We start from the raw sequence: 26415 nt of genomic DNA, 5'->3' as shown, positions 1-26415 counted from the left end.
TATCGTTTGTCCAAGCAGACGGCTCATCCTTTGACCGCTCCCATGGTAATCCCTTGAGTGAAGGATTTTTGGAAAACGAGGAAGACCGTAACGATTGGCACCGCAGCCAAAGCTGCTCCAGCCATGATCAAGCCATAGTTGGTGGCCATTTCAGCCTGCATGGTCGCAACCCCTAGTGAAATAGTCAAGTTTTGACGAGAGGTCAGCATCACCAATTGCATAAAGTAGTCGTTCCAGGTGTTGATGAAGGTAAAGATGGCAAGGGCTGCAAATCCCGGCTTGACAATTGGGAAGGCAACGCTCCAGAAAGTCCGTAACTCTCCACAACCATCGATCTTAGCAGATTCTAAGAGTTCTGTTGGGATGTTTTCACTAAATTGCTTCATCAAGAAGACCCCGAATGGCCATCCGACCAGCGGCAAGATAACCGCTGCAAGGGTGTCGTGGATTCCCATAAAGTTGATAATGCGCACCAATGGAACCAAGACAACTTGTTTTGGAAGGGCCATGGCTGCGATAAAGATAGCAAAGAGAATTCGTTGCCCATAGAAACGTTTCTTAGCCAGGACATAGCCCGCCAAAGAAGACGTCATACATACCAAAAGCATGGTAGCAAGGGAAATAAAGACACTGTTCCACAACCATTGCAGGGCTGGGTTTTGAACCATCAATTGTTGGAAGTTTTCCATAGTTGGTGTCTTTGGCCACCACTGAGGTGGGATCATAATGGTATCTGGTTGAGACTTAAAGGCCCCTGTCAAAATCCAATAGAATGGGAAAATGAACAAAACTGTCAAAAGGAGCAAAACGATGGTAGAAATCACTGTAAAGGCAGTAATTGGTTTCTTTTGTGTTGATTTCATCTGAGACTCCTTTCTTTAGTATTCTACGTCGTTTCCAAGGATCTTGAATTGCGCAAAACTGATAATGGCAATCATCACCGCAAGGAAGACACCCATGGTGTTGGCATAACCGTATTCAGAGAGTTTAAAGGCTTTTTCATAGAGGTAGTACATAAGGGTACTCGTTGAGTAGTTAGGACCGCCAGATGTCAACAATTGGATCAAGGCGAAACATTGGAAAGAGTTAATGGTCGTAATGATCGCAATGTACAAAGTTGTTGGCAATAAGCTTGGCCATTTGATCTTCCAGAAAACTTGAAGTTCTGTCGCACCATCCACACGCGCTGCTTCTACGAGAGAGTTATCAATATTTCCCATAGCTGCGATGTAGAGGATGATCGGTTGACCAACAGAGGTTGTCAATAAGATGACAATAATGGCCATCAAAGCCCAGTTCTTATCTCCCAACCAAGAAATATTTTGTTGGATAACATGACCAGATTTAAGGACGAAGTTCAAAATACCAGATAGTGGATCGTAGATCCATTTCCATACCACTGTAACGGCTACACTCCCTGTAACTACAGGAAGGAAGAAGACGAAACGGTAGAAGGAACGCGCAATGGCATTTTGATGGTAGGTCTGAGAAGCCACAAACAAGGAGAACAATACTACGATTGGAACGGATCCGATAACGATGATGACAGTATTGATCAAGGACTTGATAAAGACCTTATCCGCAAACATGCGGGAATAATTTTCAAGACCAACAAATTTGAAGGAGGTCATCGAGTAGTTGAAGAAACTAGTGACAAACCCCATAATCATTGGTGCTAATACAAAGACAATAAAGAAGATTAAAATGGGTGCTAAGAATGCGTAGGAAACCAGCGTCTCCCTCATTCGGATTTTGTTTACCTTCACAATAAGGCACCTCCTGATGTTCTTTTTCTATTTTTTCCTTGATTCCTATGTGGAACGGATAGCACTGCCCTTTCCTACATATGATAATTAGGAGAGCGAAAACACGAAGGCCCCCTCTTTCAATCTACACATGGAGATAAGAAATCGAGGGGGCCTATGCTTTCTTATTTCTATGAAAGGATCATTTGAGTTTCATAGATGATCTATTTTTTCTTGATCGTTTCGTTTGCTTTTTCAGTAAAGGTCTTCAAAGCTGGTTCTGCTTTTTCATCCCCGTTTGAAACAGATTGCAACATTGGGAACCAAAGTGTACGCATTTCTGCAAAGCCGTCGATTGTGTTGTAGTATGGTGAGTAGTATTGAGTCCAAGTACTGATGGTTTCCATCCGTTTGTCATCATACAATTTACCAAATGAACTACGAACTGGGAAGGCACCTGTACGAACAACGTTCTTAGGACCCCATTCTTTGTCGTCTGCGATGAATTGAACAAATTTCTTAGCTGCTGCTACTTTCTTTTCATCCTTGTTGTTGAAGACTGCAAAACCATTGACAAGGTATTCCAATTTTGGTTTACCGCTATCAGATGGGAATGGTACTTCGACTACTTCAACTTTACTTGCTTCCAACAATTTAGCTTGGATACCGTTTTGTGAAGGTGCCCACAAGATGGTGTAAGAAGTTTGACCGTTAGCGAAGTTTTGGATGTCTGCTCCACCGTCGAATTGGGAACCATTCATCATCAAACCATCTTCAATCCATTTAGAAGCTTTTTCTAAACCTTTGACAAATTTTGGATCATCTGTTGTATACTTGGTTACTTTTTCATCTGTTACAGAACCACCGTAAAGGTTAGCGATAAAGGCACGAGTACCTTGGTCTCCACCTTGACCGTTACTGAAGAGTGATCCTGGTGTGTAACCTTTGTCTTTCAAAGCTTTCAAGACTTTTTCAAAGTCGTCTGTTGTCCAACCTTCTTTGACAAGGTCTAGAACTCCTGCATCTTCCAACATCTTCTTGTTCATCGCCATGTAGAATGGTGCTGAACTGATTGGGTACATGTAAGCAGTGTCGCCGGCCTTGCTAGCTTGGATGATATTGTCGTTGTTGACATCTTTTACAAAATCTTCAGTAAAGAGATCATTCAAGTCAGCCAATTTACCATTTTTACCGTATTGAATAATCCGCCCTGGTGCGTCAAAGAGAACGTCTGGAGCAGTTCCGGCTTCGATGGCAGTAGTGATCTTTTCAGGACCAGATTTGAAGTCGATGGTTTCTAGTTTAACTTTGATATCTGGATTAGCTTTTTCGAAAGCTTCGATAATTGATTTTTCGTAAGTTCCTACGCCATCTTCAGCTTTTTCTTGTGTAAAGACTGGGAAGGCCCACCAAGTGATTTCTGTTTTACCAGAATTGTCGCTTGAAGATTCAGACTTAGATCCTCCTCCAGATCCACAAGCTGCAAGTGCTAGCACCGCTGCACCAGCTACCAACGAGTACAGTACTTTTTTCATTTTCATGTGATTTCTCCTCACGTTTGCGGTAAGATTTCTCTTACTTAGTGTATCCTCACCGAGGACAGTGGTCATTAAATATTTTCTTTTATACTGGGTGACTTCTCTCTTCCTAGCTTCCTCCTTGTCTCTTTTTGCTGTTCTTTTTTTCTATTTTAAAGCTGCGACGAAGCGTTCTGTAATTTCTTTAGGTCGTGTGATAGCTCCCCCTACTACAACCCCTCTGACACCCAGGTCATGAATTTCTTTGGCTTGTGCAGGATAATGAATCTTACCTTCAGCAATCACATCGACACCCGCTTGGCAGAGTTGGCGAATCAAGTCAATGTCAGGTCCGTCTACTTTCGGGCTATAATCTGTGTACCCAGATAAGGTCGTTCCGACAAAATCAACTCCTGCTTCGACAGCTGTTAAGCCTTCTTCAAAGGTGCTGATATCTGCCATCAAGAGTTGATCAGGATATTTCTCCTTCACTTGCTGGATAAAGTCGACAATCGATAGACCGTCATGACGCGGACGTTTGGTACAATCCAGGGCAATCACTGCGATATCTAATACGGCCAATTCATCTACTTCTTTCATAGTAGCAGTAATGAATGGTTCTTCAGGAGGATAATCTCTCTTGATGATCCCGATAATCGGAAGCTTTGTCACTTCCTTGATTTCTTTGATATCGCGGACACTATTCGCTCGGATTCCAACCGCCCCTCCTTGCTCAGCTGCTTTGACCAAGAGAGGAATCACACCTCCTGCCTCTGTGTAGAGAGGTTCATGAGGAAGCGCCTGACAAGAAACGATAATGCCGTCTTTGATCTGTTGAATTAATTCTTCTTTCGTGATCTTGGACATACATTCCATCTCCTTTATTTATTACGTCAACTCGAGTACTTGTAAAGTTATTATATAGTATTTTTAAAGCGCTTACAATATTGTAGAGCTATTTTGATTATAGTTTCATATTTTAAACTATCATCCCTTTCCTCTGAAACTAGTTTCAGAGATGCAAACATTCTAAAACTTTTTTAGAAATTTTTTCCATTTCCAGATTTTTATACGAATAGTATAAGTGACCAAACAAAAGAAAGGAGGACCACAGATGTACTATACTCCCATTATCATCCCATGGTTTTTGTATTACTTCTTCCGTAAATAAATAATGAAAGGGAATGCCGAACATGAAAAAGAATACCAAAGCTTTTGTTCTATTAATCTTGCTTTCATTGATCTTGTTTTAAACTCAAATCTTGAAACGTAAGAAAAACACAGCATTGGCTATTGACCTTATCCTTGCTTCATCTAATCAGCTTAGCTGACACAAGATGAATAAAAGGTTACCCATACAAGCTAGCTCTATTGGAAAATTACCCTAGCTTTGCTTCTCAACAAAAATTAGGATTATTAAAATATGAGATGGCCTATCCACACTATAATCTTTGCAATCATTATCGCATTAACTGTTTTACATGATGCACATCTGATTGCGTTTCAACCACAGATGAATTTAGCCATTGCGGCTACAATCTATCTAGCAGTTGATGCTAGATGGCGACAAACAAGAAAGAAAGAGGAAAATTAAATGACAACAGAATTTACACAAAAATTCACACCCTTAACAGAAGAAGAATTGACACAAGTTGATGGGGGAGCTATCCCATTGGTTGCTTGGATCCTTGCTCATCCCTATCTATCTGGCACTATTGCTGGTGGTGTAACAGCTGTCGGAACTGCCATTTGGGGAGCATTTAAATAATTAATTTGAAGGAGAAAAGCAATGATAGACCAAGTACAATTTAAAGATCTCACGCATGAAGAATTAAGTGATATTAATGGTGGAGGACTCCCTTTTCTATTAGTTTTCGCTTACGGTTTTTCTTCTGCTTATATCGGGACAACAAAACTGATCGATGCATTTCATAGTAATATGACACGGAAATGGTAAAGGAGGAGACCAATGAGTCTGGTATTTATCACCCTCATCCTTTTGACAGGATACTGCATTCTTGATAAAAAAGCACCCAAACAGGTAGAAGGGTACTTTCCTAAATTTGCTATTGCCTTCATGGTCACTTTCACCATTCTCAACGAGGCAATTGATTTACTCTACACGATCTTACATTAAGGAGGACACCTATGGATACAAGCATCCATTATACTTGCCTAACGGAAGCTGAACTGGCCACCATTGATGGAGGAGCCTCCGTCTTTGACTCGGCAAAATTCATCGTTCAAACATGGAATATTTTATACAATTCTGGACGTGATTTTGGCCGTAGTATCATCAATGGCATCATGCACTAGAAAGGAGCAAGCATGAAACTCGAAGAAACACGTTTTAGAAGCTTATCCGAGCAGGAACTCAGCCATGTAGATGGTGGATCCGTCTGGATCACTGTTGGACTAATCGCAACTCCCCTACTCATGGGAACCTTCGCTGGCGCCTTTGACGAATACGCTCGCAAACGAGGCAAATAGTAACACTTCTTTATCATCTCACTAAACAGTACAAAAAATCCCAGCTTTTAAAAAAGCTAGGATTTTTTCGTTTGAACGAAGCAAGCCTTTTTTCTATTCTCCCTCTTCATCATCGAGGAGAGAGATCCCAAATAAATGTCTTCTAGAACTTTCAATGCACTAGGCCGTTTTTTGAATCGGTTTTTCCTTTACGACAAACACAAAGCCAATAGAGCCGACGAATGCCCCAAGCAAGATCCAATAAACTATATCCGTTGAAGTAAACGGACCTTCTAAGAGACCAGCCAATAAAAAGAGATCAATATACAGTCTGGTGTCACGATAAAAGTCCCAATTGAAATGGCAGCTACCTACTGGATGCTGGCGATTGGACACCTGCGGTTGAAAGACCTGAAGAAGAATCAAAATCCCTACAAAAGCAAGATAAGCAAGGCTAACAACCGAAAGCGGATCCTGTGTCATCATAGCTACAGCCACTAAAAGTAAGACCAAGAGCCAGAAATGGAAGTCCAACCAGAACTCACGATGATAATGGAACATTTTCATAAGGTCACACCTTTCTATTTATGTTATATTTCTAATCATATTATAGTTCGTTTTATTAGGAGTGGCAAGTAAATAGATGTGACAAGAACAACTACTACATCTGTTAAAAAGGACAGGAACATGAAACTGTTCCTGTCCTTTTTGTTTCAGCATCAAACGATTGAGCCTTCTTAGCTGAGGTCGTTATCAATAATGACTTTCAAGGCATTGTTTTCGCCAGCATGTTTGAAAATTTCGTATGCCTTTTCTGCTTCTGAAAGTTTGAAGTGGTGGGTCACCAACTTCGTAGCATCAATCTTGCCAGATTTCAAGACGTTAAGAAGCATTTCAGTTGTATTGGCATTGACCAAACCAGTATTGAGCGTAATGTTCTTAATCCAAAGGTCATCAAGATTGAAGCTAACTGGTTTACCATGCACTCCGACGTTGGCAATATGACCGCCGACAGAGATAATATTTTGGCAGACATCAAAGGTAGCTGGATAGCCCACACATTCCATGGAGATATCAACACCACGACCATCGGTCACTTCATTGATAAAGGCCTTGATTTCATCAATATCACTTGAACAGATGGTATGAGTAGCTCCAAACTTCTTAGAAGCTTCGAGACGTGATTCTGACAAGTCTACCATGATAATAGTAGCTGGTGAGAAGAATTGCACGGTTAAGAGAGCTGCCAAACCGATTGGCCCTGCACCAACGATACAAACGTTGTCTCCAGGTTTCACGTGAGAAGGAAGAACACCAATCTCATAGGAAGTAGGCAGGATATCAGAGAGCATAACCAGAGCTTCATCATCTACAGAAGCTGGCGCATGATAGAGACTGCCGTCTGCGTGAGGGATATGGACATACTCTGCTTGGGTACCGTTGATCAAGTGGCCAAGGATCCAGCCCCCATCTTCACAGTGGGAAGGCAAACCACGTTTACAGTAGTAGCAAGTGTTACAAGCTGTTACGCAAGAGATGATAACCTTGTCTCCTACCTTAAAGTTCGTAACCGCATCGCCGACTTCTTCGACAATCCCAATTCCTTCGTGACCCAGGATGGTCCCTTCTTTACAAGCTGGAACATCACCACCCAAAATATGGAGGTCTGTTCCACAAATGGTCGTTTTCACTAAACGAACAATCGCATCGGTTGGTTTCTTGATCACTGGTTTTGGTTGATCAATCAACTGAAGATTTCCTGCGGATACATATGTTGCTGCTTTCATAAGCGACTCCTTTTTTGTTGGTTTTATCAAACCATTTTATTACAGTTTTTAATTTGTGAATATTATAACACACAAAGTAAGCGCTTGCAATATATTTATTAGATTTCTTTAAAAGATAGTTTTCAGATCACAAAAATCAATTTCTAGCGTTAAGATAAAGAAAAATCCCTCGCTCTTTTGAGCGAGGGGGAGCTGATAAACATCAGTTATTCTCTAGCGCCTTATTTACGACGTCCTGGACGTTCTTTGTAACCATAGTATGCATCTTCGATGATTTCTTGCATATGGTCTACCATTGGAAGACGTGGGTTAGCTGGTGAACATTGATCTTCGTAAGCAAGGAAGGCCAATTCGCGAGAATGTTTCTTCCATTCTTTTTCGTCAATTCCTTGTGCTTTGAAGTTCATTTCAATTCCTACGCGCTCACCGAGTTCGTAAACAGCTTTCGCGTAAGCTTCAACTGCTTCTTCTGGTGTAGAGCATGGAAGGCCAAGCATACGAGCGATGTCTTGATACTTCTCATCTGCACGGTAGTAGTTGTACTTAGGCCATGTTGCTGTCTTAGCTGGGCGTGTACCGTTGTAGCGGATAACGTATGGAAGCAAGATCGCATTGGTCCGTCCGTGAATGGTGTGGAATTGCGCACCAATCTTGTGAGCCATTGAGTGAGAAATACCGAGGAAGGCATTCGCAAAGGCCATACCAGCAATAGTTGAAGCGTTATGCATTTTCTCACGTGAGTGGAAGTCTGCATTTTTCACTGAGCTTTCCAAGTTTTCAAAGACAAGTTTGATGGCTTGAAGAGCAAGACCATCAGTGTAGTCGCTAGCCATTTGTGATACGTAAGCTTCAGTCGCGTGCGTCAATACGTCCATACCAGTATCAGCAGCTACAAATCCAGGAACTGTCAATACCAAGGCAGGGTCTACGATGGCAACGGTTGGTGTCAATGAGTAGTCTGCGATTGGGTATTTACGATTGTTTGCTTTATCAGAGATAACGGCAAATGGCGTTACTTCAGATCCTGTACCAGATGTTGTTGGGATCGCGATGAATTTAGTTTTCTTACCAAGCAATGGGAACTTAAAGGCACGTTTACGGATATCCATGAATTTTTGTACAAGGTCACGGAAGTCCACTTCTGGTTGTTCATAGAAGAGCCACATTACTTTAGCCGCATCCATTGGAGATCCACCACCGAGAGCGACGATAGTATCTGGTTTGAAGGCACGCATGATCTCTGTACCACGTTCAACAGTTGTGATATCTGGATCTGGTTCAACGTCTGCGAAGATTTGGTAAACTACCTTGTTGCGACGAAGGTCAAGCTGTTCGATGATACGATCAAGGAAACCAAGCTCTACCATAGCGTGGTCTGTAACGATCATGACACGTTCAACGTCACGACATTTTTGTAGGTATTCAATTGAATCACGTTCAAAGTATGTTTTTGAAGGAAGTTTCATCCATTGCATGTTATTTCTCCGGCGTCCGACTTTTTTGATATTCAAGAGGTTGATGGCACTAACGTTGTCCCCAACAGAGTTGCGTCCGTAAGAACCACATCCAAGTGTTAATGATGGCAAGAAGGCATTGTAAACATCCCCGATACCACCGAAAGTCGAAGGAGAGTTGCAGATCACACGAATGGCTTTAACTGCTTTACCAAATTCTTTGGTCAATTCTTCGTCAGCTGTATGGATAGCAGCTGAGTGACCAAGACCGTTGAATTCAACCATTTGGCGTGCTTTGTTAATTCCGTCTTCACGGCTTTCAGATTTCAAGACAGCGATAACTGGTGACAATTTTTCACGAGTCAAAGGCTCTTTTTCACCAACTTCTTTACATTCTGCCGCAAGGATATTGGTTCCTTCTGGAACTGAGAAGCCAGCTTGTTCTGCGATCCATGCTGCTGGTTTCCCAACGATGTCCGCATTCAATTTCGCACCCGCACAGTTTTTGCTGTTAGCTTTCACACCAAAGCAGAACTCTTCAAGAAGGGCTTTTTCTTTTTTGTTGACGAAGTAAGTGTGGTAAGATTTGAATTCTTCAACAAACTCATCGTAGATTTCTTTATCGATGATGACCGCTTGTTCAGACGCACAGACCATACCATTGTCAAATGATTTAGACATGACGATATCGTGTGCCGCTTGGCGGATGTTAGCTGATTTTTCGACATAAGCAGGAACGTTTCCGGCACCGACCCCAAGAGCTGGTTTACCGCAAGAATAGGCAGCTTTCACCATTGCGTTACCACCTGTTGCAAGGATAGTCGCAATCCCTTCGTGGTTCATAAGAGCACTGGTTGCTTCCATAGATGGTTGCGTGATCCATTGCACACAGTTTTCAGGAGCTCCTGCTTTAATCGCTGCATCGCGGACGATTTGTGCCGCATGAGCAGATGATTCTTGCGCTGATGGGTGGAAAGCAAAGACGATAGGGTTCCGTGTCTTCAAGGAAATCAATGCTTTAAAGATTGCTGTTGAAGTTGGGTTGGTTGTAGGTGTGATCCCGCAGACTACTCCGACTGGCTCAGCAATCAAGGTCAAACCAGTGACATCATCTTCTTGAATGACACCAACTGTCTTGGTGTGACGCATGTTGTTTACAACGTGCTCACAAGCGAACAAGTTCTTAGTCGCCTTGTCTTCAAAGACTCCACGACCAGTTTCTTCATAGGCATGAAGAGCGAGCTCACCGTGAGCGTCAAGAGCAGCTACAGATGCTTTCGCCACAATGTAGTCTACTTGCTCCTGATCCAATTTGCGCATTTCTTCAAGCGCTACGAGCGCTTTTTGCACCAACTCGTCTACATGTTTTTCAGCAGCGAGTTTCTTTTCTTCAGGTGATTGAGTTTTTTTATCAGCCATTTGATGCTTTCCTCCAATGTTTGAAACCCTTATCCTTTTCCGGAACTTTTTCCTGTTTTCAGAAACTTTCAAGAATAGTGTAAGAAATTTCGATTTGTTAATTTTTTCACAATATTATTGTACTCTATTTTAGAAAATTTGTAAATAGTTTCACAAAGATTTTTTTAACTTTTTTTCCATGAACCCTCCTTCTCCTTCTATACAGGAGTATTATCAAGAAAAAATTGAAGGATTTTTTTGAGAACGCACTTCAATTTCACAAACAAATATTTTCACGCAATTTTTGTAAGCGTTTTCTTAATTTTACTAAAAAAAGCAATTTTCTTCAAGTGAAAATTGCTTAAGTCGTTTAGTAATTTTTACGGCTTAACTGGCCCCCGATTTGCTTGATCAACTGCTTCTTTTACGACGTTAGCGTATAGATTTCCCCCAACATCGATGGAGCCATCTGATTCTAAACCAAAGTGGACACTATCCGTTCCAGCCCAGATAGCTGGATTTTCGACAGCAACTTGATGCCAGTCCGCTACATAGACATAATCGTATTTTTTAGCTAACTCTAGCTCATACTTTCGAGTCTGAACGGTGACGCTCTTGCTATCATTTGCTTCACGTCCATCATATGGGGTCACAAAGATTAAGCGGTGTCCTTTTGGTAGTTCTTGAACAAACTTATCCAACAATTCTTGATAATTATTAGAAGAGTTCGTTCCAAGTGCGATCACCACGTTCTTGAGCAAGACTCTATTGGCAATATCCGTTTCATATACCTTTAAGCCTGAGTCCAGATTGCGACTCACCAAAGCATCTAGTTGGATATCTGGCAGAACTTGTTTCAGATAATCTGATGCCCTAAGGTTTACAGAATCTCCGATCATGGTCACGCCATCTGATACATTGTAGGAAGTCGCTGAAGCATTGTCAACTTGGGCACGCGTGATCTGCATCTTGCTGTCGGATTGACGAAGCCCTTCGGTAATCAGGTTTTCATCAAAGGCTCCGACGCGTGGCGCAAAGAGTGCAATCCCAAACATGAGCAAGGTCAAGGGAATCGCGCTGTAAAAGAGTGGTTTCGTGAAACTTCTGAGATCCATCGAGATCCCAAAAATCTTCGGTTCACGTCCAGCCAAGGTTGGTTCAATAATATAGAAACTCAAGGCAGCAAGACTGAAGGATACAAGCGCTGTTAATAGAGAAGCCCATCCATTGGTCATTAATTGAGAAAAGATGATATAAAATGGCCAGTGGAAGAGATAGACCCCATAACTTGTATCCGCAATAAAGGTAATTACTGCAGGTTCTTTCTGATCTGGCGTCTTTTCATGAAGGACACGAGTCATCACAATCATCACAGATGCAGCAAGAGTCGCTACTAAAAAGCCAAATAAATAGGTCCAAACACTATCAAATGGAAGAATAAAGGTCAAGACCAACAAAACTAGAAAAGCACCCGCTAAAATCGCTAACGTCTTCTGTAGAGATAGCTTCTTCACTAATTGAGTAAGATTTGGGCTGGTCGTTGTAATCCCTGTCACTGTAGCTAAAGCACTCCCCACAAAGAAAGGAAAGACGTGAGCGATACTAGAAAAATAGACATTGGACAAATTCTTGGTGACCAACGCTCCGACAAAGAAGGTCAGGAAGGTCACCAAAAAGAGACCTGTCGACGACAGGAAGATATAGCCTCTATATTGGCCAACTGACTTAGCTTTTTTACCCAAAAACCAAGCCAAAAGAGCCCAGAGGACGTAGTAATGAACTTCAAGAGCCAAACTCCAAGTATGAATGAAAAGATGGGGGATGAACTGACTTTCGTAACTTCCGCCACTTAACATCTCATAGAAGTTGGTCACAAAGCCAAAGACGGCAGCAACCTGTGTCCCAAGCCCAGCAATAAAGTCTCGTCTGACCAAGAAGGTAAAAGGCATGACTAGCAAGACCATAAAGACTAGAGGAGGAACAATCCGGTAGAAGCGTCGTCTAAGGAAGCCCTTGAGATCAATTTTTTGATGACGGGCAAACTCATCAATCAGAAGAGCCGTGATCAAAAATCCTGAGAAAGTAAAGAAGATATCTACTCCAATAAATCCACCAGGAAAAACTTTTTGGAAGAAATGGTAGAGAAGAACGAGAAGAAGTCCCGTTATCCGTACCAATGAAAACCATTTAATTCGCATTTTGATAAATTCCTTGTTTAAACGTTCCCTTATAGACGACATTTTGTTCTGTCGTCAAGGTTCCCTGGCCTTCTGGTTGGCCATTGACAAATTCACCTTCATATTTCCAGCCAGCCTTGGCTGTAAAGGTTCCATAACCACTAAAGGTCCCATTGACAAAATTGCCCTTGTAGGTGTCCCCATTCTCAAAAGTCACCGTCCCTTGGCCATTCATCTTGCCTCGGACGACACTTCCGTCGTAGCGAATAGCTCCCTTATCGAGGGTCAACACACCTCCGAAAGGAATGGAGGAAAGAAATACCCACAAAGCAGATAGAACAATAATCCCCAAGGACAATCGTTCAATATTCTCTCTCGTAACATAGACCTTATAGGTCTCAAATAATTTTTTTATTTTTTCCATACTCTGTTCATTCTTTTTATCTTCAGCCGGTTACTCATTTCAGGAGCCAGTCCGAAACTAATCTTCTAATCGATCCAACCACTCTTGACAACCAGCTAGAACACGGCGATAGGTCTCTTCGAAATCTCCTGTGTACCATGGATCTGGAACACTTTCTCCTGCAAAGAGATGAATCTTGTGCTCTGTTCCAGGAGGTGCCATTCGTTTGAGGTCAGCTACATTGTTCTCATCCATTCCTAAGATCAGATCAAAGGTACGAAAATCTTGGTCACTGATTTGAAGGGATGTTTTAGACGCATCATAGGGCACGCCATGACTGCGAAAAATCTTTTGAGTCCCTTGGTGAATAGGGTTTCCGTGCTCCCAGTTAGATGTAGCACGACTTTCAATCTCATACTGGTTGGTCAAATCCTTCATGACAAACTCTGCCATGGGGCTTCGACAAATATTTCCTAAACACACAAATACGATTTTTTTCATGACAGCACCTCCTTTCTATTATAACAGAATGTAAGAAAAATATAATCTGCTAAAATTATATTTTTGAGGCAAGACGAAAAAAGCCTGTCCATCGTTGAGGTGGGCTGACTTTCTTTTTTATTCAGGCAGGATGATCTGAAGGGATAGCCATTTTCGTTTCCAATCTTTCTTCCGCATACGCTCTGTATAAACCGCCAAACGCTCGGGACTGGCTAAAAAATGTGGAGTCGGCTGAACGATGAAATCTTCGATATCCCTTGTCCCATAGGGGAGAAAGAGCTCTAGCTGACCATTTTTCCTTAAGCGAACTGCAATTGCTGTACACTGCCCGGGGTATTTGGAAACCGCGTCACAAGCACTGCGATAAGGAGCCGTCCCTGGACTATGCTGGTGCATATAGACTTGATTTTTCACTTCCCAAGCGTACTGGGGATAGGTCTTCTTTAACTCCTGCTCGATCTGCTGAGTCTCCTCATAGCTGATCTCAGGGTCATAAAAGACCAGATCCATATCGGTCGTCGCATCAAATCCTGGTTTTCCAGAGAGCTGGTTCCAGATGAAATTGCGCACCGCGCCTGTTGCTAACCAGGCATCTGCCAAGTCTTGATCCCGAATAATGGCCAAGACAATCATCATCTCCGGATCCGCTTGGATTTGTTCTACTATTGCTTCTTCCGTCAGCATCTTCTTCTAGTCTCCATTGTAGGGATAACCGAGGTGTTCATAAGCCTTGCGAGTCGCCACGCGCCCTGTCCGGGTCCGCATGATAAAGCCTTTCTGAATCAAGTAAGGCTCATACATATCTTCTACGGTCTCGCGCTCTTCGGCAATGTTAACCGATAGAGTCCCAAGCCCGACCGGGCCACCGCCGTACATTTCAATCATGGTGCGCAGGATCTTTTGATCGACATAGTCCAGTCCTTCATGGTCCACATCTAGCATAGAGAGGGCCTTGTCAGTAATGGTGTCATCAATCAAGCCATCACCCATAATCTGAGCAAAATCACGCACCCGCTTCAGCAAACGGTTGGCAATCCGAGGAGTCCCCCGACTACGAAGAGAAAGCTCCTCGGCAGCCTCGTGGGTAATCTCCATCTCAAAAATCTCGGCGGTCCGCTCGACAATCTCTGTCAGATCATCTTGCTCGTAGTATTCCATATGACCGGTAATTCCAAAGCGAGCGCGCAAGGGATTGGACAGCATCCCAGCTCGAGTCGTCGCACCAATCAAGGTAAAGGGAGGAAGATCCAGATGGACACTCCGGCTGGTCTCGCCAGCACCAATCATGATGTCGATGTAAAAATCTTCCATGGCGCTGTATAGTACTTCTTCGACTGACATAGGAAGACGGTGGATTTCATCGATAAAGAGAACATCGCCTGGCTCTAGATCATTGAGGATAGCTACCAAATCACCAGCCTTTTCAATGACAGGACCGGAAGTCTGCTTTAGATTGACGCCCAGTTCATTGGCAATGACAAAAGCCATCGTAGTCTTCCCTAGTCCCGGAGGGCCAAAAAGAAGGACATGATCCAGCGCCTCATCCCGAAGCTTGGCTGCCTCGATAAAGATTTTTAGCTGGTCTTTAACCTTATCTTGACCAATATATTCATGTAAATATTGCGGGCGTAGCGTCCGTTCAACGGCCTCTTCATCGCCCATGATTTCATTGTCTAAAATTCTACTCATACAGTCTATTATAGCAAAAAATGATGCCTCTGATGATTTAAAATCATATTCTATTTGATCTATCACATATTATTGATTGTCGGGTGTTGGGAATCGATTCCCCTCTTAAACTACCTTGTTTCTTTTTAAGGAACGTACCTAAACTCGCTAATACTCGTAAAGAATAAGAACGTAGTTTTCGCTCCGCTCAAACTGCGTCAACGTACCTAAGCTCGTCTACGTCCCTATCAGGCTTGGTTAGATGAAATAGGTTTAGTAATAATTACATAACGCAGTGGTTGATTGGTATCTTTGTTCGCTCTTATAGCTCCAAAGATTACCTAATCAACTGTGCGGGGGTGAGACAACGAACAATTTTTAAAAATTGTTCTGTCTCACTCCCAGAAAAAAAGCCACCGGTTTTGGTGGCTCTTATAGGGAGATTATTATGAAAAAGTTTTAGGAGTTTTATCATTCAAAGTTAGGAGGTCTTTGATGATGGTATTAGTATACGACGGGAAGCTTAAAGTTTCCTTATAGTCATTTTTAAAATTTTTTTCAAAAAAAGAGGAGGTTCCAAGCAAGGTTTTCACATCCTTGTTTGGCCACTCCCCTGTCCTCATTATTTCTTAGCGATGGCATGGTAGCTAGTCTTGCTGGTGAAGACTTGACCCGCTCTCAAGATAACCTTTTCAGCTTGGTCGCTATGAATGGCATCTGGTACGGTTTGGAATTCTAGAGCCAAGCCATTGTGTTGAACCATTGGTTTTCCTTCCAGATAAACCTTTTCATCCACAAAGTTAGCAGAATACACCACCAAGGCGGGAGCTTCTGACTTGAAGGTCAAAAAGCGTCCAGACGGCTGATGATAGAAGAAGCCTGCATTCTCATGCCCTTCTGGAAGAGCAAATGGATGGTCCAAGCCTTCTACCAGGCGGATTTGCGGATCAGAATCCTTAAAGAGATCCTCTAAGAGCATAGCTTGGTAGAGATGCTGAACAACCGGACTTTCTTTGTCCACAGTGTGAAGAGGGACACCGTCGGGATGGATAGGGTAAAGTCCTTGATGGTTGATCTGAAAGACATGGTCATTAATCGGCTGAGTGAAGTTGCCTGATAGGTTGAAATAGCTGTGGTTGGTCGGATTAACTAGAGTATCTTGGTCCGTTTCTACTCGATAGCTGATTTCCAACTCCCCTGCTTCCGTCAAGCCATAGGTCACCCAGATCTTGAGATTTCCAGGAAAACCGCCGGTACCATCCGCACGCTCTGTGTACAGGGTGATTTCTTGGTCTGTCACGGATTCCACGCTAAACAAGGCGCCGTCCCAGCCAGTCGGTCCACTGTGGTTGCAGTTGGCACCATTATTGGCTTCTAAGTGATAGGTTTGACCATTGAGCTCAAAACTTGCCTCCGCAATCCGGCCCGCGACTGGGCCAATGCTAGCTCCATACTTGGGGCTATTGCCGACATAGGCATCAAAATTGTCAAAGCCCAATACAATATTAGCGAATTGATCATGCTTGTCTGGTGTCACATACTCTAAGATCGTCGCCCCATAGGTCATGACAGACAATTGATAACCTAGGACATTTTCGAGGCGATAAGCTTCTACGTCTTGGCCGTCCAGTTGACCAAATAGATATTTTTGATAGTGTTTCACAAGTTGTCTCCTCCAAGATCATTCATTCTAGTGAAAAGGGTGAATCACCACTCCTTGTACAACCCGATTGACGGTACCGGTTGGTGATGGCGTGTCTGGACGATTTTGAACCTTGAGCGAAGTCAAGAGAGAAATCAATTGACCGTAGATAATGTATGGGAAGGCACGGTAGATATCTAGTGAGTCTGCAGAAGCTTCTACTAACACTTCTCGTACCTGCTCAATACCTGCAGCTTGGTCCGTCAAGAGGACGACCTGACGGGCAATCTGATCCCCTGCTACTTCTCCAACCAAATCTAGATCATACTGACGCGTATAAGGATCAATGGAGCCAAATACCAAGACGAGAGTTTGGTCATTGATAAGAGATTTCGGTCCGTGACGGAAGCCGACAGGACTCTCGTACATGGTCGCGATTTTACCGGCAGTCAATTCCAAAATCTTGAGTTGAGCTTCATGAGCTAGCCCAAAGAAAGGTCCTGCCCCCAGATAGATGACGCGTTCGAAATCTAAATCTACAACTTCCTTGACCTCACGGTCTTTCTCCAAGACTTGCTCTGACAGACGAATCAATTCTTCTACTCGTTTTGCCTTGATTTCTTCCTCGCTTGGATCAAAGACCAAGAGGGCTGTCAGGAGCATAGAGGTAAAGCTGGAGGTCATGGCAAAGCCGGCGTCGTTGGTTTCTTTTGGTTGTAAAAGCAAGAGATTGCGCTCATCTCCGTGGGCCTGCTGGGCCAGTTTTCCTTCTGCTGCACAAGTAATGGTGATCTGATAAAGTTCATCAACCAAGTCTTGGGCCAGCTGCACTGTTGCGACACTTTCAGGAGAGTTGCCGCTTCGTGCAAAGGAAACCAAGATCGTCGCCACTTCTTTTTTGAGATAGATTTGTGGATGCGCCACGATATCGGTCGTCGCAATGGATTGGAAATTCCAATGCCGTTCATCGTGCACTTCCTGCAAATACGGAACCAAGGTGTCCCCCACATAGGCTGAAGTTCCCGCACCTGTCAAGATCACTTTGATGTATCCATGACGCTTCCCAATGGTCTCTAAAAACTCTTGAATTTCTTTTGCTTTCTCCTGATAGAGACGATAGGTCTCTTTCCAAACTTCCGGTTGCTGGTAAATTTCACGCGTCGTAATCTCAGCCCCCAGTTCCAGCAGTTCTTCTTTTGTATAATCTAGCATGCTTCTCCTCTTTTCTACTCGCCTTATAAGCGGTAAGAGGCCGAGACAATTGTCCCAGCCCCATTCCGAATGTTCAAGCGGTTTTCGCTATCGTATTTTACTCATCCTCGTCGTCATCAAAGTTGGATAAGAGATCATTAACCTTCACGATGCTTTCTTGTGCACGCGCTGGATAAGCTTCTTCTCCTCCGACCAGGCTGTTATTAATAAATTCAATTACCATTGGCAAGTTCATCCCTGCATAGAGGTCAATGGCACGCCCTTCAAGAATCAGACGGCTAACCGTATTACAAGGAGTGCCTCCCAAAAGATCCGCAAAGACGATGTAGTCATCGAAGTCTGCAACACAGGTTTCAAACTTGGCTGTAAACTCCTCAGGACCTTCCTCTGGCAAGAGGGCCACGGCATGAATGTTGTCTTGTGGTCCCATAATCATTTCTGTGCTGGCCTTGAGCTCTTCACAGAAGCGACCATGACTGACCAATACTAGGTGTTTTGCCATACCTTACTCCATTATGCCATTCCAAAGAAGAAGTGGCCAAATGCTGAGAATGCGATTGCTGCAAGGATGATGAGCAAGATAGCTTTTGTAGAGTTCATACCCTTACGTCCAAGCAACCAGTAGATTACACCTGTGATGATAGCTGGTACCAAACGTGGGAAGATAAGGTTGAGCATATCTTGAATTTCAATCGCTTTGTCCCCAATGTGTGGAGTCCAAGAAACTTCAACACCAATCATGCTGGCAATCAAGGCACCAACCATGAAGATACCCAGAACGGCAGCTGCATCGATCAAAGCTGTCAAGGTACTTTGCATGTTGTTGATGAGGTTAACCCCTTCTTTATAGGCAAATTCCAATTGTTTCCAACGGAAAATGTCATAAGCAACTGCCACAGCGATCCACAATAAGATACCGGCTGGGTTTCCTGCAACAGCCAAAGTTGCTGCGATTGAACCCATAATAGCTGGTACCAATGATCCAAAGATTGAGTCCCCAAGAGGAGCGAATGGTCCCATGAGACCTGTCTTGATCCCGTTAACTGCATCTTTAGAGTTGACACCATCTTTTTCTTCCAAGGCCAAATCAAAACCAGTGATAATAGTGTGGAAGAATGGTGAAGTATTGAAGAATTGCGTATGCAATTTCATCATTTCTTTCAATTCAGGCGTACCGTCTCCATACATTTTCCGCAATTGTGGAAGAAGCATGTAAAGGTAACCAGAAGCCTGCATCCGTTCGTAGTTCCAACCCAATTGGAAGGTGAAGAGGCTACGTTTGTTGATTTGTTTGAAATCCTCTTTAGTGAGTTTGTAGTTCTTAGAATTCGTCATCTTCAATTTCCCCGCTTTCTACATTGCTTGCTGGAGCAGCTACAACTGTACGTTGGCTGTTTTTAAAGTGTTGCACTGCAAGGAAGATACCGATAATGGCAATACCAATCATAGATACAGATTTGAAGTTGTTTGTGAAGGCAACCATTTGTTCTTTTGGAAGTTTTGCAAAAGCATCTGTTCCAAGCATTGCTGAAACGGCGTTACCAACACTTTGAACATTGCTATAAAGCACTGTCAACATTGCTGTTAAGCCAAAGCCAAGTGCTAAGTAGTGAAGGTTACGACGAACAGGAAGGTAACGAAGCAAGATCGCAAATCCAAGACCTGGAAGCATTTGACCAGCAAGTTTCAGACCGTTTGCCAACCATTGTACATTAGCAAGACCTGTAACAACAGTTTCTACGAAAGCTCCACCAAAAGCAAGAGCGAAGAAAACTGGGAGAGCTCGAGAAAGAGCCCAAGGAATCGCTCCAAGAAGGTAGTTGCGTTCGATACCTTTGTAGTCAAAGCGGTCGATTGCAGCATCTACACGGTGAGCGAAGTAAGTTGTAGTCATACGACCAAGAATATCAAAGTAGGTCAACAAAGTTGCTACTGGCACAGCGATTGTAGCAATAGCAAGCTCTGCATCAATCCCTTGTGCTACTGAGAAAGCAGTCGCAAGAACGGCACCAGAAGTCGCGTCAATACGAGAAGCTCCACCAAAAGTACCAACACCGAGTACTGTCAATTGAAGAGAAGCTCCGATAAAGAGACCTGTCTTTAAATCCCCCATGACAAGTCCTGTAATGAAACCAGCAAAGACTGGTGATCCTGCTGATGAAACAATCGTCAACTCATCACAGATTTGATAAGCTGAGTACAAAGTAAGTAGTAAAATTTGCCACCATTGTATCATGACAATTTCCTCCTAAAATTTTTCTTTTTATTTATAAACTATTTGAGCAACTTCAAGAAGTCTTCAACTGGATCATTTGGAACCATTTGAGCAGTTAGCTTAACTCCTTTTTCAGCTAGCTTGTGGAAAGCTTCCACATCGGCATCCACCACGTTGATCGAACGAGTAACGGGACGAGTCTCGTCTGACTGAGACATGTTCCCTACGTTTAAGGTTTCAAGTGGCACCCCTGCTTCTACCAAACCGAGGAAGCGGTCTGGTTTGCGAGCTACGATGAAGAGACGTTGACTGTCATATTTTCCAGCCAAGATATTTTCTGCAGCCTTTGCTACTGGCAAGATACTGAGCTTGACACCAGGTGGTGTCGCTAATTTCAAGCCACTTTTTTCGATATCATTTTGAGCGACTTCATCATCGATCACCATGATACGTGAAATATTTAGTTTGGTAGTCCAAAGGTTGGCTACCTGCCCGTGGATCAAACGTCCATCGATACGGCATCCTACAATAGTCATAAGTTTTCCCCCTTTACTTCTTTGAATGTAGGTTGTGAAACAAGTTTTAAGGTCTCCTTCCAAGTGCCCTCTGTCTCAAAGACGAGGATCTCATTTTCCCCATCTTTGAGAAAACCATGAGGGATGTAGAGGGAGAGTGTTGGACCGACTTCCCAGAAACGACCGATATGGTGGCCATTTACAAGAACGATCCCTTTTCCAAATCCAGTCATATCAAGGAAGGTATCCTCAACCTGATCTAGATGAAAAGCAAATTGATAAAAAGCTGGTTGACCTTCTTGCCATTCTTTCGAAAAATCCAAGCGATCCAGCTGGCTAAAATCAAGCGCATATTGTTTCCAATGAAGCTTGAAATGAAGATCGATACAAACCCCTGTTCGGATTCCTTTTCGTTGGGAATCCGCTAAAAGTTTGTGCCCATAATTGACTCTTCCCATGTTTTCGATCAAGAGTTTTAGGTTTGTAATCGTTTTCTTTTCTCCGTTTAAAAAAAGATCTTGACCGATTTCTTCTTGGTATTGAGTGGCAATCAACTGATCATTGGCATAAACCTGTACCCGATCACGCGCATCGATGATACGCAAGCGCTCTTCTTCCGCATCCATTTCCACTTCTGTCTCATAGAGCAGATAGCCTAATGGGTGGTCGATTTCTTCCATGGTCTGTGGGTAAAGACTTTTAGTGACTTGAGCAATCTCGTTTAAATTGCCGAACAAACTAGTCTTTTGGGTCAACTCCAATGTTCGTTCAGATAAACTCGACTTCACAAGCGGATCCATCTGTGGATACTCTGGATAGTAGGTCGCCATCATCTGCTTGACTGCATCGTACTTAGGAGTCGGGTTGCCCTGCTCATCTAAGAGAGCGTCATAGTCGTAGGATGTCACCTGCGGTAGATCGACGGTCCCTCGTGCTGAGCAACCGTTCATAAATCCGAAGTTGGTCCCACCATGAAACATGTAGAGATTGATAGAGCCTTCTTGTAAGACCTCATGGACCGCTTCTGCCAACTCTTCTGAATCTCGCTTGATGATGGGTTCTTTCCAACGATTGAACCAGCCATCCCAAAATTCCATACACATGAGTGGCCACTTTTTGTCATGCTCCGCAAAGAACTCTTTCATCTGAGAGAAATTGTAATTTGCTCGCGAACCAAAATTACCGGTTACAAAGAGTCCATCCTCAATCAAAGTCCCTGCTCGAAGAGTCGCCCTCCAAGGTCCATCAGAAGTAAAGAGTGGACAGGTAATGTCCCGCTCGATCATTAGATCTCTGATCGCCCGAAGATAGGCTTTGTCTTCCCCGTATGAGCCGTATTCATTTTCTACCTGCATCATGAGGATATTGCCCCCACGATCCAATTGGTACTTGGCCACACGTGGCAGGAGCTCGTTGTAATAGCGAGCCACTTCCTCGAGAAAGGCCGGATCCGATGAGCGAATCCGAAGATCTTCTTCGATTAACCAAGCTGGCAAGCCCCCAAATTCCCACTCCGAACAAATAAACGGTGATGGGCGGAGGATTACATACAGATCCAACTCTTGAGCTACTTGGATAAAGTGCTCCAGGTCCAAATTCCCTTCAAAGTGAAAGTGGCCTCTTTGTGGCTCATGAGCATTCCATGGAACATAGGTTTCAACAGTATTAAAACCTAGAGCTTTTAGGTTATATAAGGAATGATACCAATCCTCACGATCGATCCGAAAATAATGAATTGCACCAGATAAAATCTTAAAAGGTTGATCATTTAAATAAAAATCTTCACGGATTTCAAATGCCCCCATACTGAGAACCTCCTTCTAAGAAACCCTTTTCATTTATTAATATAATATATTAACGAAAAAATGTCAACCACTTTCAAAAAAATATGTTAAAATAATATTAACAAGAGATATCGAAAAAAGAGGTGAAGTACATGGCAATCCCAAAATACCAACACATCAAAGATGATTTGAAGCAACAAATTATCTCAGGTAAATTTGAAAATGGAGATAAATTTTACACAGAAGCCGAGTTGATTAAGATTTATAATGTTAGCTCGATTACTGTTGTTCGTGCTTTGAACGATTTGGCTAGCGATGGATACATCGTCCGCCAACAAGGAAAAGGAACCTTTGTTTCGCGCGCTAGAAAACACAAACTGGTTGAGTTTTCAGACGTTGAAACCTTCCCTATCCAAAAAGCGACCGTAAAAGTTCTCTCTATCAAGCGTGGCAACGCACTGAACATCTTGGATAAACTAGGACTTGCTCCAACTCAATTCTATTACAAGATTGATCGGACCCGTCATATTGGTGAAGATACTTATATCTACCACCAGACTTATGTCCCAGAGCAATATATTAACCCAAATTATCCGAGCTTAGATTACTATAGTTCGATTTATGATCGCTTTAAAGAAGATTATCATATCCATATGAATGATGAACACTTTGAAGAAATCAATGATATTGTATTTCCAACACCAAGCAAAATCGCTTCTGTGTTGAATATCGATGAAAACTTCCCAACTGTTCGTCAAGTGAAGACGACAAAATTGGAGGCGACCGGTCAAATTCTCGAATATAGCGAAACCTATAAACGCGGCGACTACTATAAAATCAAATTTATCTCTTGTGATCGTGATCATTGATCATTCAAAGTCTGGGGTTTGGCCTCAGACTTTTATGATACAAATTATAGCATGAAAAAATAGTTCCTAAAACATGTAAAACGAATAATCTATAATTAGTGATAGACTTCCTATAAATAGTTTAATCAGTCAAAATTTATTATGATAAATTCCGTGTCTAGAGCACCTGATATAGGCAAAGAAAAAGAGAGTGGGACAGAAATCGGTAATTCGTTAGAATTCGATTTCGTCGTCCCACCTCCGCACAGTTGAGTAGGGCTGTAAAAGCTGATGAAATCAGCGTAGTAGAGCTCACTCAACCACTGCGTCTTGCTCGACAATCCAAAAACAATTAAGAGGCTAGGACTTTTGTCCCAGCCTCTTTTTTGATCAAATTTATGAGGGGCTTAGTCACCTAAACCGATGCGTTCGAAGATTTCATCCACCCGTTTGGTGTAGTAAGTTGGGTTAAAGATTTCGTCGATTTCTTCTTGAGTGAGGCGTGATGTCACTTCTGGGTCTGCCTCAAGAAGTGGTTTGAAGTCAACTTGGTTATCCCATGATTGGGCAGTCTTTGGTTGAACAAGGTCGTAAGCTTGCTCACGTGTCATGCCTTTTTCGATTAAAGTTAGCATGGCACGTTGGCTGAAGATCAAACCAAATGTAGAGTTCATGTTGCGGATCATGTTTTCAGGGAAGACTGTCAAGTTCTTAACGATGTTTCCGAAACGGTTGAGCATGTAGTCGATCAAGATTGTTGTGTCTGGTGCAATGATCCGCTCAGCTGATGAGTGAGAGATATCACGTTCATGCCATAGGGACACGTTTTCATAAGCTGTTACCATGTGACCACGGATCACACGCGCAAGACCTGTCATGTTTTCAGAACCGATAGGGTTCCGTTTGTGAGGCATTGCTGAAGATCCCTTTTGACCCTTAGCAAAGAACTCTTCCACTTCACGTTGTTCAGATTTTTGAAGACCACGGATTTCAGTCGCCATACGCTCGATAGAAGTTGCGATGCTAGCGAGAACTGCAAAGTACTCAGCGTGAAGGTCACGAGGAAGGACCTGTGTAGAGATTTCTTGAGCACGGATACCAAGTTTGTCGCAGACGTATTTTTCAACAAATGGTGGGATGTTGGCAAAGTTACCAACCGCACCAGAAATCTTACCAGCTTCCACTCCAGCAGCCGCATGCTCGAAACGCTCGATGTTACGTTTCATTTCGCTGTACCAAGTAGCCAATTTAAGACCAAAAGTTGTCGGCTCAGCGTGCACCCCGTGGGTACGACCCATCATGATGGTGAACTTGTGTTCCTTCGCTTTGTCAGCGATGATGTTGGTGAAATTTTCAAGGTCACGACGGATGATGTCGTTGGCTTGTTTGTAGAGGTAACCATAGGCCGTATCGACCACGTCAGTAGAAGTCAACCCATAGTGAACCCACTTACGCTCTTCACCAAGCGTTTCAGAAACCGCACGTGTAAAGGCAACCACATCGTGACGCGTCTCCTGCTCGATTTCCAAAATACGGTCGATGTCAAAGTCCGCTTTTTCGCGGATCAAAGCCACATCTTCCTTAGGGATTTCTCCCAATTCAGCCCATGCCTCGTCAGCCAAGATTTCCACCTCAAGCCAAGCACGGTATTTATTTTCTTCAGTCCAAATGTTCGCCATTTCTGGGCGACTATATCTATCAATCATGTTTAATTTTCCTTTCTTTTGATGTTTCACTTATGTGGGGCGGACGTCAGCAGCTTCCTCCGGAATCTCATGACTAAATCTTGAGCCTCTAGTCTCAAGATTTCCGTCGCTTACGCTTTCCCCACGGCGTGAAACATCCGTTTAACGAACAAAAGTCGTTTTATTAAAATTCTTCTTTCCCAATCCACACTGATGGATAATGATCCAGTGTATTCAAATCCGTATCTAACGGTAGATCATAGATGGCTAAATAGTTTTCAGGATATTGTGTAACTAGCTCTTCATACTTAGCTTTCACTTTTTCATGATCACTACTAGCATACAAGACTTCGACGACTGCTCCAGTCTTATCTTTTTCAACAAATGCGTTGACGATGAGTTGAATCATAAAACCTCCTAAATCGAAATTCCCTTCATATTTGCTTCCAGAATAGGCATCTTCACACCTAACTCCTGACCAGTCTGATAGACACTTTGACAACAATAGAAGATATCCTGTTTATCATTGTGTAAGGTCATAATTTTTCGAGTCAGCTCATTTTTCGCAAACATGATTTTCATGGCTTTTCCGGCTATCCAAGCAGGGATTTTGTATGGCAAGAGCTCGGCTTTATAAAGCTTCAAATTCACTCCACGCGCTTCTACAACTTTCAAAGCCTCTCGAATGGCCTTGATGGCTAATGATAATTCCGAAGAACTATTCATCAAGTTCAAAGCCAATTCTTCTGGATTTTCCAGATTTCCCGAACGTGCGGCTGTCGAAGTAACACCTGCGTTAATCGCCATGTGAATCCAAATCCACTCGACCATATCATGAGGCACTTCCCACTTCAAATCTGCAGAAGTCAGTAAAGTTGTCAGATCAGCATAGTTAGAAATCTGTGCTTTTTGCTCACCTTCTAGCATTAAATGGTCGAACAAGACACCATCCAAATGGTCCTCCTGCATGTGACCTCCAGCTGTTGGAAAAGCTAAAATATAGTCATAATCTCCTGCCCACTCTTGGACCTCTTTTCGAGTATCCCAAAAATTACAGAAGAAAACAAGGGTGCCTTTGATATTATTTTTTAGCAAGGTCTCCACAGCTTCTTTGACAAGCCCATGACGCACACTCAGAAAAATAAAATCATATTCCGAATCAGCTTCTGCCACACGAACCTCATAGGTATCGTGTTTGTTCTCACCCTTGGAATGATAGCGACCATCTAGTAGATCAACCGACAATTCCTTCGGAGCAGTGCTTTTCTTACTATCTCTCAGTACGTGCTCTACTTGATGGCCTGCTTTTTGAAAGGCGTAGGCATAAGTGGTCCCGATGACTCCAAGTCCTAGAATCGCTATTTTCACTTAAAAATCAATTCCTTTCCAGCAGTA

Annotated in this window: 28 protein-coding genes; 6 read left to right on the top strand and 22 right to left on the bottom strand. The window is 43.0% G+C overall.

The genetic code is table 11. The features are described from left to right. Positions 1-23: 23 nt before the first annotated feature. From FJR71_RS08975 to FJR71_RS08960, 4 genes are all read right to left on the bottom strand, one after another. Positions 24-863 (bottom strand): carbohydrate ABC transporter permease, encoded by an 840-nt coding sequence (locus FJR71_RS08975; RefSeq protein ID WP_048788695.1) that lies wholly within the window; start codon positions 861-863, stop codon positions 24-26. A 15-nt stretch (positions 864-878) separates the two neighbouring features. Further along, a complete protein-coding gene (locus FJR71_RS08970) occupies positions 879-1766 on the bottom strand; it encodes a carbohydrate ABC transporter permease (protein ID WP_048788696.1) in 888 nt (295 codons plus the stop codon). A gap of 203 nt (positions 1767-1969) precedes the next feature. Then, positions 1970-3286 carry an extracellular solute-binding protein gene (locus FJR71_RS08965; protein WP_048788697.1) on the bottom strand — a complete coding sequence of 439 codons (1317 nt, stop codon included), beginning with the start codon at positions 3284-3286 and terminating at the stop codon, positions 1970-1972. Positions 3287-3430: 144 nt separating this feature from the next. Further along, entirely contained in the window at positions 3431-4129 is a 699-nt protein-coding gene (locus FJR71_RS08960) for an N-acetylmannosamine-6-phosphate 2-epimerase (RefSeq protein WP_061564585.1), read from the bottom strand. A 727-nt stretch (positions 4130-4856) separates the two neighbouring features. Between FJR71_RS08960 and FJR71_RS08950 the strand changes: the two genes are divergently transcribed. Genes FJR71_RS08950 through FJR71_RS10005 form a run of 5 tightly spaced genes read left to right on the top strand, consistent with a single transcriptional unit; the run spans position 4857 to position 5752 of the window. Further along, the gene (locus FJR71_RS08950; protein WP_006595268.1) at positions 4857-5030 is read left to right on the top strand and encodes a Blp family class II bacteriocin; all 174 of its coding nucleotides are present in this window, start codon (positions 4857-4859) and stop codon (positions 5028-5030) included. A gap of 21 nt (positions 5031-5051) precedes the next feature. Beyond that, positions 5052-5219, top strand: a complete 168-nt coding sequence (locus FJR71_RS08945; RefSeq protein ID WP_006595269.1) for a class IIb bacteriocin, lactobin A/cerein 7B family — start codon at positions 5052-5054, stop codon at positions 5217-5219. A gap of 12 nt (positions 5220-5231) precedes the next feature. Further along, the gene (locus tag FJR71_RS10010) at positions 5232-5399 is read left to right on the top strand and encodes a hypothetical protein (RefSeq protein WP_006595270.1); all 168 of its coding nucleotides are present in this window, start codon (positions 5232-5234) and stop codon (positions 5397-5399) included. Between the two features lie 11 nt (positions 5400-5410). Further along, positions 5411-5578, top strand: a complete 168-nt coding sequence (locus tag FJR71_RS08940; protein WP_023024913.1) for a hypothetical protein — start codon at positions 5411-5413, stop codon at positions 5576-5578. Positions 5579-5590: 12 nt separating this feature from the next. Beyond that, a complete protein-coding gene (locus FJR71_RS10005) occupies positions 5591-5752 on the top strand; it encodes a hypothetical protein (protein WP_006595272.1) in 162 nt (53 codons plus the stop codon). 159 nt (positions 5753-5911) lie between these two features. On the opposite strand, the gene FJR71_RS08935 is transcribed toward FJR71_RS10005, so the two are convergent. From FJR71_RS08935 to FJR71_RS08860, 15 genes are all read right to left on the bottom strand, one after another. Then, entirely contained in the window at positions 5912-6298 is a 387-nt protein-coding gene (locus FJR71_RS08935) for an ABC transporter permease (RefSeq protein ID WP_140814718.1), read from the bottom strand. A gap of 170 nt (positions 6299-6468) precedes the next feature. After that, positions 6469-7518 carry a zinc-dependent alcohol dehydrogenase family protein gene (locus FJR71_RS08930; protein ID WP_023027479.1) on the bottom strand — a complete coding sequence of 350 codons (1050 nt, stop codon included), beginning with the start codon at positions 7516-7518 and terminating at the stop codon, positions 6469-6471. A gap of 221 nt (positions 7519-7739) precedes the next feature. Next, complete coding sequence (gene adhE, locus FJR71_RS08925; RefSeq protein WP_140814716.1) at positions 7740-10391, bottom strand: bifunctional acetaldehyde-CoA/alcohol dehydrogenase; 2652 nt, start codon at positions 10389-10391, stop codon at positions 7740-7742. Between the two features lie 359 nt (positions 10392-10750). Then, positions 10751-12568, bottom strand: coding sequence for an acyltransferase family protein (locus FJR71_RS08920; RefSeq protein WP_140814713.1), 1818 nt, complete (start codon positions 12566-12568; stop codon positions 10751-10753). Then, positions 12558-12971 (bottom strand): MORN repeat-containing protein, encoded by a 414-nt coding sequence (locus tag FJR71_RS08915; protein WP_140814710.1) that lies wholly within the window; start codon positions 12969-12971, stop codon positions 12558-12560. Before FJR71_RS08915 ends, FJR71_RS08920 begins: the two co-directional genes overlap by 11 nt. Before the next feature lie 57 nt (positions 12972-13028). Next, positions 13029-13451 carry a low molecular weight protein-tyrosine-phosphatase gene (locus FJR71_RS08910; protein WP_006595278.1) on the bottom strand — a complete coding sequence of 141 codons (423 nt, stop codon included), beginning with the start codon at positions 13449-13451 and terminating at the stop codon, positions 13029-13031. Positions 13452-13568: 117 nt separating this feature from the next. Beyond that, a complete protein-coding gene (locus FJR71_RS08905; protein WP_140814708.1) occupies positions 13569-14135 on the bottom strand; it encodes a nucleotidyltransferase family protein in 567 nt (188 codons plus the stop codon). Positions 14136-14141: 6 nt separating this feature from the next. Then, on the bottom strand, positions 14142-15140 hold the full coding sequence (gene ruvB / locus FJR71_RS08900; protein WP_045760104.1) for a Holliday junction branch migration DNA helicase RuvB: 999 nt from the start codon (positions 15138-15140) through the stop codon (positions 14142-14144). Positions 15141-15741: 601 nt separating this feature from the next. Then, entirely contained in the window at positions 15742-16782 is a 1041-nt protein-coding gene (locus FJR71_RS08890) for an aldose epimerase family protein (RefSeq protein ID WP_140814705.1), read from the bottom strand. Positions 16783-16809: 27 nt separating this feature from the next. After that, positions 16810-17973 (bottom strand): SIS domain-containing protein, encoded by a 1164-nt coding sequence (locus FJR71_RS08885; protein ID WP_048687851.1) that lies wholly within the window; start codon positions 17971-17973, stop codon positions 16810-16812. A gap of 97 nt (positions 17974-18070) precedes the next feature. Beyond that, entirely contained in the window at positions 18071-18475 is a 405-nt protein-coding gene (locus tag FJR71_RS08880) for a PTS sugar transporter subunit IIA (RefSeq protein ID WP_140814703.1), read from the bottom strand. Between the two features lie 11 nt (positions 18476-18486). Next, a complete protein-coding gene (locus FJR71_RS08875; protein WP_061564572.1) occupies positions 18487-19308 on the bottom strand; it encodes a PTS system mannose/fructose/sorbose family transporter subunit IID in 822 nt (273 codons plus the stop codon). Further along, entirely contained in the window at positions 19295-20209 is a 915-nt protein-coding gene (locus tag FJR71_RS08870; RefSeq protein WP_061564571.1) for a PTS mannose/fructose/sorbose/N-acetylgalactosamine transporter subunit IIC, read from the bottom strand. The genes FJR71_RS08875 and FJR71_RS08870 overlap by 14 nt, the downstream gene beginning before the upstream one ends. A gap of 38 nt (positions 20210-20247) precedes the next feature. Continuing rightward, complete coding sequence (locus FJR71_RS08865; protein WP_006595287.1) at positions 20248-20724, bottom strand: PTS sugar transporter subunit IIB; 477 nt, start codon at positions 20722-20724, stop codon at positions 20248-20250. Then, positions 20721-22508 carry a glycoside hydrolase family 35 protein gene (locus FJR71_RS08860; protein WP_140814701.1) on the bottom strand — a complete coding sequence of 596 codons (1788 nt, stop codon included), beginning with the start codon at positions 22506-22508 and terminating at the stop codon, positions 20721-20723. The genes FJR71_RS08865 and FJR71_RS08860 overlap by 4 nt, the downstream gene beginning before the upstream one ends. 131 nt (positions 22509-22639) lie before the next feature. Here FJR71_RS08860 and FJR71_RS08855 point away from each other — a divergent pair, with 131 nt between their 5' ends. Next, a complete protein-coding gene (locus FJR71_RS08855; RefSeq protein ID WP_006595289.1) occupies positions 22640-23356 on the top strand; it encodes a GntR family transcriptional regulator in 717 nt (238 codons plus the stop codon). Positions 23357-23742: 386 nt separating this feature from the next. On the opposite strand, the gene purB is transcribed toward FJR71_RS08855, so the two are convergent. From purB to FJR71_RS08830, 3 genes are all read right to left on the bottom strand, one after another. Further along, on the bottom strand, positions 23743-25041 hold the full coding sequence (gene purB / locus FJR71_RS08840) for an adenylosuccinate lyase (RefSeq protein ID WP_048687861.1): 1299 nt from the start codon (positions 25039-25041) through the stop codon (positions 23743-23745). A 163-nt stretch (positions 25042-25204) separates the two neighbouring features. Beyond that, a complete protein-coding gene (locus FJR71_RS08835) occupies positions 25205-25429 on the bottom strand; it encodes a hypothetical protein (RefSeq protein ID WP_048687864.1) in 225 nt (74 codons plus the stop codon). Positions 25430-25437: 8 nt separating this feature from the next. After that, positions 25438-26388 (bottom strand): ketopantoate reductase family protein, encoded by a 951-nt coding sequence (locus FJR71_RS08830; RefSeq protein ID WP_048789410.1) that lies wholly within the window; start codon positions 26386-26388, stop codon positions 25438-25440. Positions 26389-26415 lie beyond the last annotated feature (27 nt).

It is taken from the genome of Streptococcus xiaochunlingii (genome assembly GCF_006385805.1).
Classification (GTDB): domain Bacteria; phylum Bacillota; class Bacilli; order Lactobacillales; family Streptococcaceae; genus Streptococcus; species Streptococcus xiaochunlingii.
Note: the sequence above shows the minus strand (reverse complement) of the source record. Positions and strands in the feature narration are given on the sequence as shown.